Raw genomic sequence first — 18,600 nt, 5'->3', positions numbered from 1 at the left:
CCGCGCCCGCTCGGGGCGGGCGGCGGGGGGGGCGGGGGGGGGGGGCGGGCCCCCCCGCCCCCCCCCCCCCGCCGCGGCGCGGGGGCCCCCCCCCCGCCCGCCTCCTGCGGCGCGGAGACCGCGCGTCCGCGCTGCGGGAATTCGGCGCTGCCGCGGGAGAACCGGGCCGCGGAGCCGCGCTCCGGTGGCCGCCCGGTTCGCGCGGTCAGCTGGCTTGCGCGGTGGAGTCGCCGGAGGTCGCGGGCGGGTGCTCCGCCGCCGTCGCGGCCCCCGGTTCGGCCGGTGCGGCTGCCTCGGCCGTTGCCTCGTGCTCGGGCTCGGCGGTCATGGCGGCGCGGAGGGTGGAGACGTCGACCCGCACCGTTTCGGCCGAGGTGGTGGGGACGGGACCCCCGGACATCGTGATGGGCGGCGCCCCGGCCGCGGACGGTCCCGCCGCGGTGGCCGCGGCTGCGGTGGACCCGGACTTCGCCGGCGCGGCACCGTTGTTCGTTCCCGCCTCCTGCTCGGTGGAGGCTCCCGCTGCCGCCGCGACGTCCGCTGCCCGCACCACCGTGGTCTCCTCGGCGGCCGGCGCGGATGCGGCCTGCGCCGGGGCACCGCCCGTGCGGAGCGCGTCGGGTTTCTCCGCCGCCGCGACGTCCGCCGCCCGCACCACCTGGGTGCGTTCCACCCGCTCGACCCGCTGGGTCCGCTCGGCCTCCGCCGGAGCGGTCGCCTGCCGGTGCACCCGCAGCGTCGCGTCCTCCTCCCGCAGCGGCGCAGAGAGCACCTTCGGGAACGCGACCCGCCCGCGCAACTCCCCGGCCGCCGACAGCAGGGCCGACCGGGCGGCCCGATCGGCGACGCCGAGCACCAGGATCCGCACCCGCGCCAGCTGCTCCCGGTCCAGCCCGCCCAGCACCCGGTGCAGCGCCAGCGCCGCACCCTCCGGCATCGGGGTGCACGGCACGCCGACGGTGATCGTCAACCGGTCGGTCTCGAACGAGAGCCGGTCCGCCGACGTCGAGGACGCGACCTTGCTCGCGGGCACCAGGGCCAGTCCGGCGGGCACCACCTTCGCGATGATCTCGTGCGGCGTCGGCTGCACCTCCGGCGAACCGCTCCAGCGGTAGGCCAGCGGGCCCGCCGGCATCCAGCCGCGCGGTGCCAGGTTCGCCTGCACCGCGGCGATCCGGCCGTCGGCACCGTGCCGCAACGCGGCCGCGAACGGGCGCCAGGTCGGCGCGCCGATCGCGTCGACCAGGTGCGCCGCTTCGAGCCCGCCGAGCTGCTGCAACGGGCCGATCGTGGACACCACCTCGTGCCCCAGCGTCCGCGACAGCTCCGCGAGCCACCCGCCGGACGCGGTCCACTGGTCCAGCGGCACCAGCTGCATCCGCAGCCGCACCGGCTCCGGGAACCGCCGCAGCAACGCGGCGACCTGGTGCGGCAGCAACCCGCGTCCGCCGATCACCAGCCGCGGCCGGGCGGGCGCGACCGGGATCCACCGGGCGAGCTCCAGCACCGGCTCCGCGCCGTCCAGCGCCGCGGCGAGACCCGCGGGCACCGGCCGCAGGTGCAGCGTGCCGTCGTAGCCGGAGCCGCGCGGCAACCGGTCCTCCCACTCCGGGCGGGGGAAGCGGGTGCCGTGCGCCTCGCCGGGACCGTCCGCGGTGAACCGGATCCACCGGTGGTCCTCGTCCCCGGCGTACGCGCAACCGCCCGCGACGATCCGGACCGGGCCGCTCGGCGCGTGCACCTCGGCGCCCAGTTCGCGGGCGAGCTTCTGCCCCTGCGGGCGGCCGCGGCCGCGCTCGCCCAGGGACGGCACCGCCACCCACAACCTGGGCGGCTCGGCCGGGTTCCGGGTCCGCTCGGCGGCGGCCACCGCGGCCCGGCAGGCCTTGCGCAGCGCGGTGCGGAACCCACCGGCCTGCACCGCGGCGGGGGAGGTGAGGACGAGGCCTTCGCCGGGCCCGACGGGAACGGCACCCGCCAGCGCGGCGCTCTCCTCGTCCGCGGCCGACCGGCGCACGACGAGCACGGTCGAGCCGTGCGCTCGCACGACCAGGTCGCGAACCCGCGCGGTCCCGGATTCGTCGAGGTCAGACATGGATTCGCTCTCGTTCTCCGCGCTCGGAGGTCCGCGAGCCGCCCGTGCGTCCGCCGCGCCTGCGCGGCGCTCGCGTTGACCGGCTGTCCGGGGCGTCCGGCGCCACCTGCGCTCGGACCAGGCGAGCGGCTGGTGGATCGTTCCGGCCGCGGTTGCGCCAAGTGTGCACTTCCGTTGAACACTAACACCGAACGGGTGTGGCGAACCGGTCCGCGGTGACCCGCCGCAGCGCCCGCCTGCACCGGGAACCGACCGGTGCTCGGAGGCGTTCGTGCTGTTCAGCAAGGTTCTTCCGGAGCGGGGGTCGCGGTGCGGGCCGGGTGCCGCGGTGCTGTCGGAGGGTTTCCCTCGGATGGGGGCCGCTAGCGCTCCGCGGGCTCCGGCAGCTCGTCCGGGACGAACCCCACCGGTTCCGCCAACCGGGCCAGCGCGTCCCCGGCGGGGGTGCGCGCCGCGGCCCGCCGGTGCTTGCGGGCGAGGCGCATCAGCTCCAGGTGCTCGGCGTCCGAATCCGGTGCCTCGCCCGGTTCCTCCGCCCGGCCCAGTTCGCGCAGCAGCACCACCGGACCGTCCGCGTCGCGGTCCACGGCGAGCACCGCGAACCGGGCCCCGGCCGGGAACACCACCTCCCCGGTGGTGTCGCCCAGCGGCGTCGTGCGGCGCGCGTCCTGCGACCAGAGCATCACCTGCGCGTGGCCCTCGGCGCGCACCGGTTCGGTGCCCGCGCTGAGGAAACCCGCCTCGGACACCGGCATCCCCGGCTCGTAGACGTCCAGCGCATCCAGCTCCAGCAGCCGGTGCACCGGGCCGCCGTGCACCGGCAGCCTGCGCAGCCCGGACATGAGGCACACCGCGTGGTCGCCGAACTCGTCCCGCCCCGCGCCGCGCAGCGCGCGGTTCACCGACACGGCGCCGAAAGCGCCGTCGCCGAGGTAGAGCCGGACGGCCACGAGGTCGGCTTCCGGCTCCGGCTCCACGACGTCGGTGGCGGCGGCGAGCGCGGCGCGCACCTGTGCCAGCCCGGCCTCGAAGTCGGTGCCCGCCCGCTGGGCGAAGGCGGTGCGCTGCTGATCGCTGCTGCGCCGCTCGGCCAGGAACTGCGGCAGCGCCGGGATCGGCACCAGCGCCGAGCGCTCACCGGACGCGGTGCGGCGCGGCGGCAAGCGCAGCGCCGCCACCGACAGCCGCATGGTGCGGTCCGCCGGGGCGACCGCCGGTTCCGCCGCCGCGTTCGGTTCCGCCGGCTGCACCTGCGCGGCGCTGATGGTGGCGAGCTGGGTGACCCGCACCGGTTCGGGCCGTTCCGCGCGCTTCGCGGCGGCCGCGGACAGCCGCGCCTTGCGCTGCCGGGATTGCAGGGACAGGGGAGAGGCCCCCGGCTGCCGCTTCGGCAGCGCCGCCGGGGCGGCGAGCTGCGTCATCGGCACCTCGGCGGACATCCGGGGGACGTCCTGCGCGGAGTCGGCGCGCACCGCCACCGGGAACCCGGCGTCGGCCGGGAGCAGGCCGGTGAGCGGAATCCTCCTGGTGGCCAAGGACGTCATCGGTGCCGGGGGCTCGTCTTCGGTGCCGGGACCGTCCGATCTGCTCGGTGCGGCGGCGGCCGATCCGGTCGGGGGGGCGGGCGCGCCCCCCCCCGCCCCCCCCCCGGGGCCCGCGGGGGGGGGGCCCCCCCGCGGGGGGGGGGGGGGCCGCGGCCCCCCCCCCCCCGGGGCCGGCGGGGGGGGGGGGGGCTCGTCTTCGGGGCCGGGACCGTCCGATCTGCGCGGGGCGGCGGCGGCCGAGCCGGGCGGCGGGCCGGCCGCGCCGCCCGGAGCCGCGCCGTTCGGACCGGCGGGAGCCGTCCCCGCGGGCGGGGCGGTGCTCGCAGCGGACGGCCCGTCCGCGGAGTCCTGCGGGGTTTCCGCTGCGGGCGCGTCCTCCGCCGCGGGCGCCACCGGCTCGTCGGAGGCGGCCACCGGTACCGGACCGCCTGGTACCGGACCGCCTGGCACCGGACCGCCTGGCAGCGGACCGGCTGACACCGCACCACCCGACACCGCACCACCCGACGCAGGACCACCCGACCCCGCACCACCCGACACCGGTTCGTCCGGAACCGGACCTCCCAGCCCCGCCGCCGCGGGCAGCACCGCCGGGAACCGCAGCCGGTCGGCCAGCGGCCCGGCCGCGCCGCGCAGCTGCTCGCGCATCGACTCCGACGCGATCCCCTGCACCAGCAGCCGCGCCCGCACCCGCTGCTCGGCGTCCAGCCCGGACAGCAAGCGGTTCAGCGCGGCAGGCATCCCCTCCGGCAGCGGCGTGCACGGCCAGCCCAGCACCACGGTCAGCCGGTCCGGTTCGAACGTGAGCCGGTCGGCGGCACCGGGCACGCCCGCCCGCGGCGCGGGCAGCAGCGCGACGCCCGCGGGCACCACCTTCGCGATCACCTCGTGCGGGGTGGGGTGCGGATCGGTCATCCCGCCCCAGCGGAACACCAGCGGCCCGGCCGGCACCCAGCCGCGCGGCGGCGCCCCGGCCAGCACCGGTTCCACCCGGCCGTCGGGGGAGTACCGCAGCAGCGCGGCGAGGGGCAGCCAGCTCGGCCCGCCCCGCTGGTCCGGGACGAGGGTGAACTCGGCGTGGACCCCGTGGCGGATCAGCCCGGTGGCGGACACCACGTCGTGCCCGAGCAGCGCCGCGAGCTTGCCGAGCCACTGCGGGGAGGCCGGTTCCGGGTGCGCGGGCACCAGCTGGATCCGCTCCCGCACCGCGTGCGGGAACCGCCGGAGCAGCGCCGCCACCTGGTGCGGTGCGATGGCGGGGCCCTGCGGCCCGCCGAGCACGATGCGCGGGTGCTCCGCGGACACCGCGACCGCGTGCCACACCTCGTCGGCGGTGGTCTCCGCGGTCGCCGAGGCCGCCAAGCCCGCCGGGACCGGTTCCGCGTGCAGTCCGCCGTCGTGCACCGCGCCGCGCGGCAGCAGCGCCTCCCACGGCGGCTGCGGGTAGCGCGCGCTGTGCAGTTCGCCCGCACCCCCGCCGGCCGGGAACCGCACCCAGCCGTGGTGGTCGGCGCCGGTGAAGATCGAGCCGCCCGCGACGAAGGTGACCGGGCCGTCCGGGGCGTACACCTCGACGGCGAACTCGCGCGCCAGCTTCTGCGCGGTGGACCGGCCCCGGCCGTCGAGCCTGCCCGCCCCGGAGATCGCGAGCCACAGCCGCGGCGGGCCGGTGCCCGCGTCCTTGGCGCGGGCCGCGGCGGTGGTGACCGCCGTCCGGCTGGCGTGGCGCAGCGCGGCGCGGAATCCGCTCGCGCGCACGGCTTCGGCCGCTGCCAGCACGAGGCCGTCACCGGGCGCCACGGGCACGGCGCCGAACACGCGCTGCTCGGTCTCATCGCCGCCGGAGGAGTGCAGGATGAGCACCGTCGAGCCCTGCGGCCGGACGATCAGATCGCGGACCCGGACGGGTTCGACTTCCGGTTCTGACATCGACCTGCTCTCGTCGTGCGCGCTCGGAGGTCCCACCGGTCGGCACTCGCCGGGGATCGGGAGGATCCACCCGTGGTGCGGCCGCGGTCGGGACGCCGTGCGCGGGGTTCGGTGGGGCAGGGCGGTCGCCGCGCGGCGGCCGCGTGCGCACCATGATCGCATCCGCCGCGCTCGGTGTCGCCGGTCACTCGGAACCCGGCGCGGGCGGGGCGCGGCGGCGCCGATCGGGAGCAGGTCGGGGCCGCGGGATCAGGCGATGTGCTCGGTGCTCCCGGGCTCGCAGCCGCAGTCCGCGGGGCGGTCGCGCTCCTGCACGACCCGCCCGTCCTGCAGGGCGATGACCCGGTCCGCGTGGGCGGCGGTGGCCGGGTCGGCGGAGAACAGCACGAGGGGCAACCCGAACTCCGCGCAGCGCCGGCGCAGCAGCCGCAGGTGGTGCCTGCCGGTGATCGCGTCGAGCCCGGCGGTCGGGTCGTCGACCAGCAGCAGGTCGGCCCGTTGCAGCACGGTGCGGGCCACCGCGACGCGCAGCTCCTCGGCGCGGGTCAGCGTCGGGGTGGCGCGGTCCAGCAGCTCCCGCACGTCCAGCAGGTCCAGCGCGCGCTGCAGCAGGTCCGGGTCCGCGCGCCTGCCCGCGGTGTCCAGCGGCAGCAGCAGGTTGTCGGCCACGTCGAGCTGGGGCAGCAGGTTCGCCTGCCGGTAGACGACGCCGATCCGGGTGCGGCGGAACTCGGTGCGGGCGGCCTCGTCGAGCGCGGTCAGCTCGGTGCCCGCGATCCGCACGGTGCCGCGGGTGGGCCGTTCCAGACCGGCCAGGCAGCGCAGCAGCACGCTCTTGCCGGAGCCCGCGGGGCCGACCACGGCGGTGCAGCGCCCGGGTGCGGCCCGGAGGGTCACGTCGTGCAGCGCGGGGCGGCGGGCCGTCCCGAACTCCTTGCTGATCCCGTCGGCGATCACCGCGCCGCCGGTCATCGGGCATGTCGCGGACACGGGGTCCTCCTCCTCGTCGTGGGCGCGCCCGGCTTCGGCCGCGGCGTGCGCCCCACCGTCGTCGACCGCGGGAGCCGGGCGGATCAGCACATCGGCCAGGAGCCCTCCTACCGGAGGATGAGATCGGGCGCGCCTCCCTCCTCCGAGACGTCCGGGGAGCGGTCGGGTTGCGCGGGCCGGGTCCGCCGGGCGCGGGGGTGGATGCGCGAACGGGGGCGGGGGGGCGCGGGGGGGGGGGGGCGCCCGCCCCCCCCGGGGGGGGGGCCGAACCCGGCCGGCGGCGGGCCGGGGCGGGCGGCGGGGGGGGGGGCGGCGGGGGGGCGGGGGGGGGGGGGCGGGGGGGCCCCCCCGCGGGGGGCGCCCCCCCCCGCCGCGCGGCGCGCCCCCCCCCCCCCGCGGCCGCGTGGTTCGTCAGCCGCCGGGCCGGGCCGGGTCAGGCGGAGGCGGCCAACCAGGTGGAACGCCCCGCGTGGGTGGGTACCCAGCAGCCTTTCGCGGAGGCCCGGTCCTCCTCGGGGTCCTCCAGCGCCAGTGCCGCTTCGACCACTTCGTCCGCGGACCCGGTGGTCCGCCACAGCACGGTCTTCGGGAACAGGACGTCCGGCTCGTCGCCCGGGATGCGGGCGGCGTCGGCCTCGTCCTCGCCGTAGAGCTGCACGATGTCGATCACGCCGTGGTGCACCCGGATCCCGACGACGGCGATGAGGGTGCCGTTCGCGTCGCGGGGGTGCGCGAAGTGGAAGTCGCGGGCGATGAGTGCCTGCAAGCCGTCCGTTATGTCGTTCATGACGCCACCGAGGGTTCTGCGCGAGCGCTGGTCGATTGCGGGGGTCGGGGCGGGGGTCAGACGATCAGGTCGTCGAACTCGCCGTCCTTGGCACCTGACAGGAAGGCCGCGATCTCCTCCCTGGTGTAGATGAGCGCGGGCCCGTCGGGGTAGCGGGAGTTGCGGACGGCGATGTCTCCGTCGAGCAGGGAGGCCAGCTCCACGCAGTTGCCCACCGAGCCGCTGTGCGCGCTCTTGCGCCAGGACGCTTCGGGCAGGTTCCCTGCGATCATTCCGTTTCGGATCTCCGGCATCGAAGTTCCCAGCCTTTCCCCGAGTTGCTTGCAACGACCAGATGCACGTGCATCCGATCGTGCAAGGACCGTATCACTGAACGTTGGAATGATGTATGCACGTGCAGACGCACGGACGCCCGGGTAGGTGACGCAGAGGTCCATTGTGATCACGGAGCGTCGAACTGTTGCGGCCACAATCGCAGATTAATCCTGCATATGGCTTCGTGCAGGATCAGGCATCGCGGAAGCCCGCGTAACAGATCGCGGAAAACTGTGAGGCAACTCACAGAAAGAAGGACGCGCGGGTCAGCTCGCGTTCCCGAGCGCCTTGCGCGCTGCTTGCAAGGTCTTGCGGGTCGCCTCCGGCGTGTGCGCATCGACCGCGAGCCGGTGGCTGACCTTGCTGTAGAGCTCCACGTCCTCCGGCTTGTCCAGGTACAGCGCGCCCGAGAGGTGCTCCAGGTAGACGATGTCCGGGATCTCCTGCTCGGCGAACCGCAGGATCGTGAACGCGCCCTCCGCCCCGGAGCGGCCCAGGTCGAACGGCAGCACCTGCAACGAGATCGTCGGCAGCTTGATCACTTCCAGCAGGTGGTCGATCTGCTCGCGCAGCACGTCCACGCCGCCGATCGGCCGGTGCAGCACCGACTCGTCGATCACCGCCCACAACCGCGGGGCGTTCGGCTGGGTGAACAGGCGCTGGCGGTGCATCCGCAGCCGAACCCGGCGCTCCACCTCTTCCTCCACGGCCTCCGGCCGCCCCTGGCTGGCGATGGCCCGCGCGTAGTCCTCGGTCTGCAGCAGGCCGGGCACGAACTGGATCTCGTAGGTCTGGATCCGCGACGCCGACTCCTCCAGCCCCACGTAGTCCTGGAACCAGGACGGGACGAGGTCGCTGTAGCGGTGCCACCAGCCGGGCTGGTTGGACTGGCGGACGAGTTCGAGGAAGGAGCTGCGCTCGCCCTCGTCGGACACCCCGTACAGGGTCAGCAGGTCGGCGACGTCGCGTTCCTTGAATCCGACCCGGCCGAGCTCCAGGCGGCTGATCTTGGACCCGGAACCGCGGATCTCGTACCCCGCGTCCTCGCGGGAGATGCCGCTGGCCTCGCGCAACCGGCGCAACTGGCTCCCCAGAACCAGGCGACGCGCGGTGGGGCCGCCACTCGCGGCACCATCCGTGGTCACGTCCAGACCTCCCGAATCACGCACGGTCGTTTCCATCGACACATCGTCGTACCAGCGGTACGCACCGTTACCCGGCATGGCAGTCTAGCCCATCTCACCGCACCGCCCGCGAAGGTTGTGAACCGTTCCAGCAGGTCGAAGGCGCATGATCAACATCCCCGGTGAATCCCCAGTCACCCCAGCCAGAACAGTATCGGCGCACGATCGCGCCGAGCGCAATGCCCGATCGTCGGTACCGATCGCTACGCTCACCGGCGTGTTCACCGCCTCGACCGTCAACGTCAACGGATTGCGCGCCGCAGCGAAGAAGGGATTCGTCGAGTGGTTGTCCGGAACCACCGCCGACGTGATCTGCCTGCAGGAGACCCGCGCTGAACCGGATCAGCTGCCCGCCGCCGTCCTCGAACCCGACGGCTGGTTCCCGCTGCTCGCGCCCGCCGCCGCGAAGGGCCGCAGCGGTGTCGCGCTGTACTCGCGGGTCGAACCCACCGCCTCCCGGATCGGTTTCGGCAGCGAAGAATTCGACGACAGCGGCCGTTACGCGGAGATCGAACTGCCCGGACTCGTCGTCGCCAGCCTCTACCTGCCCAGCGGTGAGGTCGGCACGGAACGCCAGGACGAGAAGGAGCGGTTCATGGCGGAATTCCTTCCGCACCTCGATTCGCTCCGCACCCGCGCGCGCGAAGACGGCCGCGAAGTCCTGGTGTGCGGGGATTGGAACATCGCGCACCGCGAGGACGACCTGAAGAACTGGAAGGCCAACCGGAAATCCGCGGGATTCCTGCCGGAGGAAAGGGAATGGCTCAGCCGCGTCTTCGACGAACTCGGTTACGTCGACGTGTTCCGCGCCCGGAATCCCGAAGGCCCCGGTCCGTACTCGTGGTGGTCGTACCGCGGGAAGGCCTTCGACAACGATTCCGGCTGGCGCATCGACTACCAGGTCGCCACCCCGGGGCTCGCGGAACGGGCCACCAGCGCCGTCGTCGAGAAGGCGCCGTCGTACGACAAGCGCTGGAGCGACCACGCGCCGGTCACCGTCACCTACGACCTCTGATCGCGCGCACGGCGCAGCGATCGCCGTCGGCCTCCGGGCGGGCAGGACCCGTCCGGCCCGCCCGCGCCGCGCCCGCCCGCCGGAGCCGCCCGCGCCGACCGCCGCCCACGGGCGCTCGGGCACCGCGGTGATCGGGAACTGCTCGTCTACGCTCGACGGCATGCCCGACACGCAGTACGAAGACCTGCTCCGCCACGTGCTCGACCACGGCACCCGCAAAGCGGACCGCACCGGCACCGGCACCCGGTCGATCTTCGGGCACCAGCTGCGCTACCGGCTCTCCGACGGCTTCCCGCTGATCACCACGAAGAAGGTGCACTTCCGCTCGGTCGCCCACGAGCTGCTGTGGTTCCTGCGCGGCGACCCGAACGCCACCTGGCTGCAGGAGCGCGGCGTGAAGATCTGGGACGAGTGGGCGGCGCCGGACGGCGACCTCGGCCCGATCTACGGCGTGCAGTGGCGGTCCTGGCCCACGCCGGACGGCGGGCACGTCGACCAGATCTCCGAAGTGCTGCGCACGCTGCGGGAGAACCCGGACTCCCGGCGGATCATCGTGTCCGCGTGGAACGTCGCCGACCTGCCGCGGATGGCGCTGCCGCCGTGCCACGCGTTCTTCCAGTTCTACGTCGCCGACGGCCTGCTCTCCTGCCAGCTGTACCAGCGCAGCGCGGACCTGTTCCTCGGCGTGCCGTTCAACATCGCCAGCTACGCGCTGCTGACCAGCATGATCGCCGATCAGGTCGGGCTCGGTGTCGGCGACTTCGTGTGGACCGGCGGGGACTGCCACATCTACGACAACCACGAGGAGCAGGTCCGGACCCAGCTCGCGCGGGACGCGCGGCCGTTCCCGCGGCTGGAGCTGAAGCCGGCGGAGAGCCTGTTCGACTACACCTACGAGCACATCTCGATCGAGGGCTACGACCCGCACCCGGGCATCAAGGCGCCGGTGGCGGTGTGATCGGCCTCGTCTGGGCCCAGTCGACGACCGGTGTCATCGGCCGCGACGGCACGATGCCCTGGCACCTGCCGGAGGACCTGAAGCACTTCCGCACCACGACCGCGGGCGCGACCGTGCTGATGGGCCGGCGCACCTGGGAATCGCTGCCGCCGCGGCGGAGGGGGACGTGTGGGTGATCGGGGGTGCCGCGGTGTACCGGGCGGCGCTGCCGCTCGCGGACCGGATCGTGGTCACCGAGATCCGGGAGCGCTTCGACGGCGACACCGTCGCGCCCGACGTGGGCCGCCCGCCGGACTCGACCGGTGACTGGCAGGAGTCCAGCACGGGGCTGCACTACCGCTTCCTCACCTGGGGCTGACCGGAACGGCCGTTCACCCGGGCGGGCCCGGCGGGCATGATCGGGTGGTGGACGACGAAGACCTGATCGCCGAGCGCACCCCGCTGCCCGACGCCATCGGCGGGCGGCTGCGGGAGCAGCTGGTGTTCCTCGCCGAGGTGGACAAGCTCAAGACCGTGCTGCGCCAGTCCCCGCTGGCCGCGGCGGACCACCGCAGGGAGAACGACGCCGAGCACTCCTGGCACCTGGCGCTGATGGTGTCGGTGCTGGCCGAGCACTCCGACGAACCGATCGACGTCGGGCGCACCGTCGAACTCGTCGTGCTGCACGACCTGGTCGAGATCTACGCCGGGGACACCCCGCTCTACGACGACGCGGGCCGGGAGAGCCAGCAGGAGCGCGAACAGGCCGCCGCCGACCGGCTGTTCGGCCTGCTGCCCGCCGACCAAGCGGCGCGCTTCCGCGGCCTGTGGGACGAGTTCGAGTCCCGCGGTTCACCGGAGGCGCGCTTCGCGAAGGCCGTGGACCGGGTGCAGCCGCTGCTGCTGAACTGGCTGGCGCGCGGCGGGACCTGGCGGACGCCCGGCGTCACCGCCGACACCGTGCGCGCCCGCAAGGCCGTGATCGGCGAAGCCTCCACTCCACTGTGGACGATGGTGCGGGAGCTGATCGGCGAGGGCGAGCGCCGCGGCTGGGTCAGCCCGGGGGAGTGACGCCGAGCCCGGGCGCGCCCCGCGCGGAGCGCGCCCGGAACCCGTTCAGCGGACCGCGTCGAGCGCGTCGATGAGCCCCGCGCCGTAGAACCCGGCGCCGGTCGCACCGCCCGCGCACACCGCGTCCGGCTGCCCGTCGCCGTCCGGGTCGTAGCCCTCCGGGCACGGCAGCGCGTCGGCCTGCCCCGACAGCGCGCCGGTGACCTGCGGGGCGCTCCACTCCGGGTGGGTGGCGCGCAGCAGCGCGACCACGCCCGCCGCGTGCGGGGAGGCCATCGAGGTGCCCTGCATCCAGCCCCAGCCGCCGCCGGGAACGCTGGAGAGGATGCGGCCGTTCGCCGACGGCGTCTGCGGGATCTGCCGCGCGTCCCCGCCCGGCGCGGTCACCGCGACCGAACCGAGCCCGTAGTTCGAGAAGTACGACTTCACCGCGTCCGAACCCACCGATGACACCGCGACCACGCCCGGCAGCTCACCGGGCAGCGCCGCGCAGTCGTGCCCGGCCCACCGGTCCTGCTGCGGCCCGCCGTTGTTCGGGCTGTCCGTGTCGTGGATCGGCTGCGACAGGTCCCAGCCGCTGTTGCCCGCCGCCGCGACCGTCACCACGTCGTGCCCCGCCGCGTAGGCCGCGGCCCGGCGTACCGCTTCCGCGCCCGCGCGCTGGTCCGGGTCGCTCTCGCACCACAGGTACCAGGGGTCCACGAAGTAGGAGTTGTTCGTGACGTCGATGTCGTGCTCGGCGGCCCACAGGAACCCGCACACCGCGTACTCGGGGTAGATGAACCCGTCGTCGTCGATCACCCGCACCGAGGCGAGGCTCGTGTCCGGGGCGACGCCCGCCACACCGACCCCGTTGCGGGCGGCGGCGATGGTGCCCGCCACGTGGGTGCCGTGCGCCTGGGTGTCGTCGGCCGGGGCCCACGCCTCGACCGCGGTGTCCGGGATGCCGTCGCGGGCGCAGCTCACCGACTTCGACAGGTCCAGGTTCGGCTTCAGGTCGGGGTGTTCCGGGTCGATGCCGTAGTCGAGGACGCCGACGGTGACGTCCGGGCTGCCGGTGGAGATCTCGTGCGCCCGGTTGGCCCCGATCAGCGGCAGGTCCCACTGGTCGGCTTCCAGCGGTTCCCGGTCCGCGGCGGCGGTGGCGGGTCCTGGCGCGGCGGTCCCCTCCAGCACCTCCAGCCGGGTGCTGGGGGATGCGGGCGGCAGCTGCTCCGCCAGGTTCCGGCTGGCCCCCGCCTGGTCGACCGCGGGTTGCGCGCGCACGACGGCCGCGAACCCGGGGTCGGTGGAGGTGGCGAGCACGACGCCGATCTGCGGCCAGCTGTGCACGACGGAACCGCCGACGGCGCGCACCGAGTCCTCGGTCAGGCGCAGCCCGTCGCCGGTGGGGCCCAGCACCACGAAGTGGGCGGGCGGTGCGGTCGCGGGCGGGGCCCCCGGCGCGGCGGTGGCGGTCCGGGCGACGCCGGTCGGGACGGCGGCGACGGCCGGGACCAGCAGGCTCAGCGCCAGCGCGGAACCCGCCAAGCGCAGGTGCTTCCCGCGCGGGCGCGGTGTCGATCGTTGTGGTGACACGTGTCCTCCCACGGCACTCTCGTACCGAGCGATCAGTGACTGATCGTCGGATGATCCGCCCACTCGGCGGGCTTCGACAGGGCGAAAAGGAGCAATCCGGCGGGGGAACCGGGTGGTGGTCGGCGCCGGTCCGCGCGGGCTCCCGCCGGGCCGCCCGATCCGGTGGCCGCCGCTAGGGCCGGACGAGTCAATGCCTTGCCAGTCTTGCCACTCGACCGAGTTATGGCACTCGTCACCGGCTCGGGCCGCGCCTATTCGTTGCATCGTGCGAGTCCGAAGGCGCATACCGGATGCGATCAGTGATAACGCTCGCTTCGGGTACCCGGTGCGGGACCGGTTCGGGGGGTAAATAGGATCTTTGCGTCGTGTCCGGTTTACGCAACGCGATCGTGGTGTTCACACACGATCGGTACGGTCCGCAACCGGGTTGAACGAGATCTGTGACCCGTACGGGTTAACCGTCAAGGGAGGCAACGCTCGTGCGTAGCCGATTTGCTCGCATGATCAAGCGGGTGCTGGTGTCGGCGCTGCTGCTGGCCAGCGCGGTCCTGACCACCGCGCTCCTCGGCACCGCCACGGCGCAGGCCGCGGGCAGCGGCCAGGTCCTCGCGCAGGGCACCGCCCTCGCGGGCGCCGCCACCCCGGTCGGCATCGCCGCAGTCGGCTTCGGCATCGTCGGCATGCTCGCCGGCGTCCTCCGCCGCAAGAAGATCGAGATCCAGCCGGAGAACCAGCGCAAGGGCTGACCGCACGCCCGGCGCGGCGCACCGGCCTCCACCGGGAAGCGCCACCCGGTCCCCCCGCCGCCGCGGACCTTGCGAGAATCGACGGGTGAGCAGCGACGACTCGGCCACCCAGAACCCGCACACCTCCGCAGGCGGCTCGGCGCCCGGGCGCGGACCCCGCGTCCTGTCGGGCATCCAGCCCACCGCCGACTCCTTCCACCTCGGCAACTACCTGGGCGCCCTGCGGTCCTGGGTGCGGATGCAGGCCGACCACGACGCGTTCTACTGCGTCGTCGACCTGCACGCGATCACCGTCGCGCAGGACCCGGCGCTGCTGCGCGAACGCACCCGCGTCTCGGCGGCGCAGTTGCTGGCCCTGGGCATCGATCCCGACGCGTCCACCCTGTTCGTGCAGAGCCACGTCCCCGAGCACGCCCAGCTGAGCTGGGTGCTCGAATGCCTCGCCGGGTTCGGCGAAGCGGGCCGGATGACCCAGTTCAAGGACAAGTCCGCTCGGCAGGACGCCGACCACATCAGCGTCGGGCTGTTCACCTACCCGGTGCTGCAGGCCGCGGACATCCTGCTGTACCAGGCGAACCAGGTCCCCGTCGGCGAGGACCAGCGCCAGCACCTGGAGCTCACCCGCAACCTCGCGCAGCGGTTCAACTCCCGCTACGGCGACACCTTCACCGTGCCCTCCGCGCACATCCCGAAGGAGGCCGCCAAGATCCAGGACCTGCAGGACCCGTCGGCGAAGATGAGCAAGTCCCAGCCGAGCGGCGTCGTCGACCTCCTGGAGGACCCGAAGCGCTCCGCCAAGAAGATCCGCTCCGCGGTCACCGACAACGAGCGCGAGATCCGCTACGACCCGGAGCAGAAGGCGGGCGTGAGCAACCTGCTCGCCATCCACTCGGCGCTGACCGGCCGCACCATCGACGAGCTGGTCGCCGAGTTCGACGGGAGTGGCTACGGCGACCTGAAGAAGGCCGTCGGCGAGGCGTTCGTCGAGTTCGCCGTCCCGTTCCAGGAGAAGGTGCACGGCTACCTCGCCGACCCGGCCGAGCTGGACAAGGTGCTTGCCCGCGGCGCCGAGCACGCCCGCGAGGTCGCGACCGAGACCCTGCGGGTCACCTACGAGCGCGTCGGCTTCCTCCCGCCGCTGGCCGGCTGACGGCGCGCCGATCTTGCGCTGACGAGATCATTCGGCGGTAGCCTCAGGCCCGTTCGGGGCAACGCGTCCGTCCCGGACGGGCCTGGAGGTGACCCGTGACCGATCGCAGCCAACCCGCGCGCGCCGCCACGACCGGGGGAGGCCCCGGTCTGCTGGAGCGGTTGCGCCGGGACCATCCCTGGCTGGACCGGCTGATCCGCGCCGCGGCGCGCTACCAGAGCCAGTACGGCGACTACTACGCCGCGGCGATCACCTACTTCAGCGTGCTGGCCCTGGTGCCGCTGCTGATGATCTCCTTCGCGGTGGCGGGTTTCGTGCTCGCGGGCAACCCGGACCTGCTGGAGCAGCTGCGGTTGTCGATCACCGAGGCGGTCCCGAACCGCGAGATGAGCGGCATGCTCAACCAGGTCGTGGGACAGGCGATCGAGCAGGCGGGCACGGTCGGGGTCATCGGGCTGCTCGTCGCCCTGTACTCCGGGCTGGGGTGGATGACGAACCTGCGCGAGGCGTTGACCGCGCAGTGGAGCCAGCAGCAGCAGGCCCCGCCGCTGCTCAAGCGACTCGCCTCCGACCTGGTGTCGCTGATCGGGCTGGGGTTGGCGATGGCGGTGTCGTTCGGGCTCAGCGCCCTCGGCGGTGGCGTCGGGCGGGCGCTGTTCGCGGCGCTGGGGATCGGGAACACCTGGCCCGCGCGGATCGGGCTGTCGCTGCTCGCGATCCTGCTGTCGCTGGGGGCGGGCTGGCTGGTGTTCATCTGGGTGCTGGCGCGGCTGCCGCGGCTGCCGGTGTCGTTGCGCAGCGCCGTGTGGGGCGGGCTGTTCGCGGCGATCGGCTTCGAGGTGCTCAAGCAGGTCGGGGTGGTGTACCTCGGCAGCGTCACCGGGTCGCCCGCGGCGGCCGCGTTCGGTCCGATCCTGGGTCTGCTGGTGTTCGCGTACCTGACGTCGCGGTTCATCCTGTTCGTCACGGCGTGGACCGCGTCGTCGGCGGAGAACGAGCACCGCGCGCTGCCGGAACCGCCGCCGCCCGCGGTGATCCGGCCGCAGGTGCGGGTGGTCGGTGCGGGGGCGAAGTCCTCGGCCGCGCTGTTCGGGCTCGGTGCGCTGGTCGGTTGGTCGTTGCGCCGCCGCTGAGGTGACCGCGGGGCCCACCCGGCCAGGTTCGGGGCGAGGCCGGGTGAGCCGTGGCCCGGGCGGTGGCCACCGCACGGGGCCGGAGTCGGCGACCGGCTCGGGGTAGCACCGTCCGGGCGGTCCGAGCTGCGTCTTCCGGGGACCGCCCGCCGCTCGACTCCTACCAACGAGAATGCCGGGTTCCGGTTCCGGTCGGACCGGTGCGATTACCCGAGTACTACCTAGCCCGTCCGGGTGATCAGGTCACGGATGGTCCGGCCCGCGGTTCGCCGCGCGCCGGGCCGCGGCGAGCCGGGAGCGGCGCCTGCGCAGCACCGCGAACGCCCCGGCGACCACGATGATCAGCACGGCCAGCGCCGTCAGCGGCACCCCGACGGTGCCGAACATGGGCGAGCTGGGCAGGTCCCCGTCCGCGGCGGCCTGGGCGGCGGGCTCCTCGGGCTCCTCGGACGGCTCCGGTTCGGTGACCAGCTCGCCGACCGAGGTGCCGGGCGGGAGCGAGAAGCCGTGGTCGAGCAGCTGCATGGTGAACTTCGACTGCCGGACCGGCTTGTTCTCCCCGCGCATCAGCACCGCGACGAGCCGCCTGCCGTCGCGTTCGGCGGCGGCGATGAACGTGTGCCGGGCGTCGTCGGTGAACCCGGTCTTGCCGCCGAGCGCGCCCGGGTAGTTCCACAGCACCGCGTTGTCGCTCTCCACCGGCAGCGGCGGGCCACCCGGCTTGCCGGGCAGCGTGGTCTCGCGGACCGATTCGGCGTGCGCGAACTCGGGGTGCCGCATGGCCTCCCGGAAGATCAGCGCCAGGTCGTAGGCGGAGGTGCTCATCCCCGGGCCGTCCAGCCCGGACGGGGTGGCGGCGCGGGTGTCGTGCGCGCCGAGTTCGTCGGCGAGCGCGTTCATCTTCCGCACGGTGTCGTCGATGCCGCCGAGCTTCCTGGCGAGCGCGTGCGCCGCGTCGTTGCCGGACTGCATGATCAGCCCGGCCAGCACCTGCTCGACGCTGTAGGTGGTGCCGGGTTCCAGGCCGACCCGGCTGCCTTCCTGGTCGGCATCGTCCTGGGTGACCACGAGCGTGTCGGAGAGGTCGAGCTCGCGGATCGCGACCAGCGCGGTGAGCACCTTGATGGTGGACGCAGGCCGGTGCCGGGCGTGCGGGTCGCGGGCCGCGAGCACTTCCCCGGTGTCCAGGTCGGCCAGCACCCACGACTGGGAAGCGATCGGGTCCAGCGCGGCCGGCGGTGCGCCGGGCGCGTTGATCTCGCCGCACTCGCCGAGCCGCGCACCGCCGACCGGCTCGTCCGGCACCGGCAGCGGTTCTGGGACGGGTTCGCCCGGAGCCGGGACCTCGGAGGTGTCGACGGCGGGCGGCGGAGCGGCGGCACCGGGGCACCCCGCCGGTTCCTGCGCGGCTGCGGTCAGCGGCGCGCCGCCCAGCAGCACGAGCGCGGCGCACCCGGCGGCGACGAGCCTGCCCGCGACGCGCCGCACGTCCGCGGCATTCGGTGCGAATGCCGGATTTCTCGGCGGGAAGGGGTGGGATGTGCGGACCGGGGCGACCGGGTGGTGAGCTCTCGCGGGCACGCGCTCAGGCTAGCGAACCGGATCCCGCCGCGACCCCCGGTCCGCCGGAAACCCTTCGGTTCTGCGGTCGGGCGGCGGGACCCCACGGCCTGCTTTCCCACCTCTGCCGGGCAGCACGGGGATGGCGGAACCGCAGCGGTTTCCCCGCTGGAGGTCGATGTCCGCTGCGTCGGTCCGTGCACGGGGAAGTCGCCGTCCTCGCGGGGAAAGGCCTGCGACCCCGCGGGTGGTCGCTCAGCGGATCCGCCGCTGACCGGGGGACGGCGCGGCCCGCCGCGCGGGATCGAGGACCGTTCGCCGGAGGCCGCGGAGCGCGCCGGGCGGGGGGGGGCCCCCCCCCCCCCCCCCCCCCCCCCCCCGCGCGGCCGGGGGCCGCGCCGCGGGGGGGGGGGGGCGCGGGGGGGCGGGGGGCCCCCCCGCGGGGGGGCCCCCCGGGGGGGGGGGGGCGGGGGGGGGGGGGGGGGGGGGGGGCGGGGGGCCCCCCCCACTTCCCCGGTGTCCAGGTCGGCCAGCACCCACGACTGGGAAGCGATCGGGTCCAGCGC

14 protein-coding genes and 1 pseudogene are annotated in these 18,600 nt (G+C 74.7%); 7 read left to right on the top strand and 8 right to left on the bottom strand.

Annotated elements, in window-relative coordinates; translation table 11 throughout:
* Positions 1-205: 205 nt before the first annotated feature.
* The 6 genes from LCD31_RS03415 to LCD31_RS03390 all read right to left on the bottom strand — a co-directional run bounded on the left by LCD31_RS03415 (position 206) and on the right by LCD31_RS03390 (position 8,841).
* Complete coding sequence (locus LCD31_RS03415; protein WP_224955957.1) at positions 206-2,095, bottom strand: hypothetical protein; 1,890 nt, start codon at positions 2,093-2,095, stop codon at positions 206-208.
* Positions 2,096-2,457: 362 nt separating this feature from the next.
* Positions 2,458-5,568, bottom strand: coding sequence for a hypothetical protein (locus LCD31_RS03410; protein WP_224955956.1), 3,111 nt, complete (start codon positions 5,566-5,568; stop codon positions 2,458-2,460).
* A 249-nt stretch (positions 5,569-5,817) separates the two neighbouring features.
* Positions 5,818-6,558, bottom strand: a complete 741-nt coding sequence (locus tag LCD31_RS03405) for an ABC transporter ATP-binding protein (protein ID WP_224955955.1) — start codon at positions 6,556-6,558, stop codon at positions 5,818-5,820.
* A 433-nt stretch (positions 6,559-6,991) separates the two neighbouring features.
* Complete coding sequence (locus tag LCD31_RS03400) at positions 6,992-7,345, bottom strand: hypothetical protein (protein ID WP_224955954.1); 354 nt, start codon at positions 7,343-7,345, stop codon at positions 6,992-6,994.
* Between the two features lie 56 nt (positions 7,346-7,401).
* On the bottom strand, positions 7,402-7,617 hold the full coding sequence (locus LCD31_RS03395) for a DUF397 domain-containing protein (protein WP_373690007.1): 216 nt from the start codon (positions 7,615-7,617) through the stop codon (positions 7,402-7,404).
* Between the two features lie 309 nt (positions 7,618-7,926).
* Positions 7,927-8,841: a helix-turn-helix domain-containing protein gene (locus tag LCD31_RS03390; RefSeq protein ID WP_374108027.1), complete on the bottom strand. Its 915-nt coding sequence runs from the start codon at positions 8,839-8,841 to the stop codon at positions 7,927-7,929.
* Positions 8,842-9,061: 220 nt separating this feature from the next.
* Between LCD31_RS03390 and LCD31_RS03385 the strand changes: the two genes are divergently transcribed.
* The 4 genes and pseudogenes from LCD31_RS03385 to LCD31_RS03365 all read left to right on the top strand — a co-directional run bounded on the left by LCD31_RS03385 (position 9,062) and on the right by LCD31_RS03365 (position 11,867).
* Positions 9,062-9,859, top strand: a complete 798-nt coding sequence (locus LCD31_RS03385; RefSeq protein WP_224955951.1) for an exodeoxyribonuclease III — start codon at positions 9,062-9,064, stop codon at positions 9,857-9,859.
* A 160-nt stretch (positions 9,860-10,019) separates the two neighbouring features.
* Positions 10,020-10,817 (top strand): thymidylate synthase, encoded by a 798-nt coding sequence (locus tag LCD31_RS03380; protein ID WP_224955950.1) that lies wholly within the window; start codon positions 10,020-10,022, stop codon positions 10,815-10,817.
* Between the two features lie 53 nt (positions 10,818-10,870).
* Positions 10,871-11,175 (top strand): annotated as a pseudogene (locus LCD31_RS28880) (dihydrofolate reductase).
* 47 nt (positions 11,176-11,222) lie between these two features.
* Positions 11,223-11,867, top strand: a complete 645-nt coding sequence (locus LCD31_RS03365) for an HD family hydrolase (protein WP_224955947.1) — start codon at positions 11,223-11,225, stop codon at positions 11,865-11,867.
* A gap of 45 nt (positions 11,868-11,912) precedes the next feature.
* Here the strand turns inward: LCD31_RS03365 and LCD31_RS03360 are convergent, their stop codons facing one another.
* The gene (locus LCD31_RS03360; protein ID WP_224955946.1) at positions 11,913-13,445 is read right to left on the bottom strand and encodes a S8 family serine peptidase; all 1,533 of its coding nucleotides are present in this window, start codon (positions 13,443-13,445) and stop codon (positions 11,913-11,915) included.
* Between the two features lie 500 nt (positions 13,446-13,945).
* On the opposite strand from LCD31_RS03360, the gene LCD31_RS03355 reads away from it, so the two are divergent.
* The 3 genes from LCD31_RS03355 to yhjD all read left to right on the top strand — a co-directional run bounded on the left by LCD31_RS03355 (position 13,946) and on the right by yhjD (position 16,474).
* A complete protein-coding gene (locus tag LCD31_RS03355) occupies positions 13,946-14,191 on the top strand; it encodes a hypothetical protein (RefSeq protein ID WP_224955945.1) in 246 nt (81 codons plus the stop codon).
* Between the two features lie 85 nt (positions 14,192-14,276).
* Positions 14,277-15,341: a tryptophan--tRNA ligase gene (trpS, locus tag LCD31_RS03350; protein ID WP_374108028.1), complete on the top strand. Its 1,065-nt coding sequence runs from the start codon at positions 14,277-14,279 to the stop codon at positions 15,339-15,341.
* A 95-nt stretch (positions 15,342-15,436) separates the two neighbouring features.
* Positions 15,437-16,474 (top strand): inner membrane protein YhjD, encoded by a 1,038-nt coding sequence (gene yhjD / locus LCD31_RS03345; RefSeq protein ID WP_224955944.1) that lies wholly within the window; start codon positions 15,437-15,439, stop codon positions 16,472-16,474.
* A gap of 243 nt (positions 16,475-16,717) precedes the next feature.
* Here yhjD and LCD31_RS03340 read toward each other — a convergent pair whose 3' ends face one another.
* A complete protein-coding gene (locus tag LCD31_RS03340) occupies positions 16,718-17,962 on the bottom strand; it encodes a D-alanyl-D-alanine carboxypeptidase family protein (protein WP_224955943.1) in 1,245 nt (414 codons plus the stop codon).
* Between the last annotated feature and the right edge of the window lie 638 nt (positions 17,963-18,600).

Source organism: Saccharopolyspora sp. 6M (genome assembly GCF_020176775.1).
GTDB lineage: Bacteria > Actinomycetota > Actinomycetes > Mycobacteriales > Pseudonocardiaceae > Saccharopolyspora_C > Saccharopolyspora_C gregorii.
This window is presented reverse-complemented; position numbering and strand designations above follow the sequence as displayed.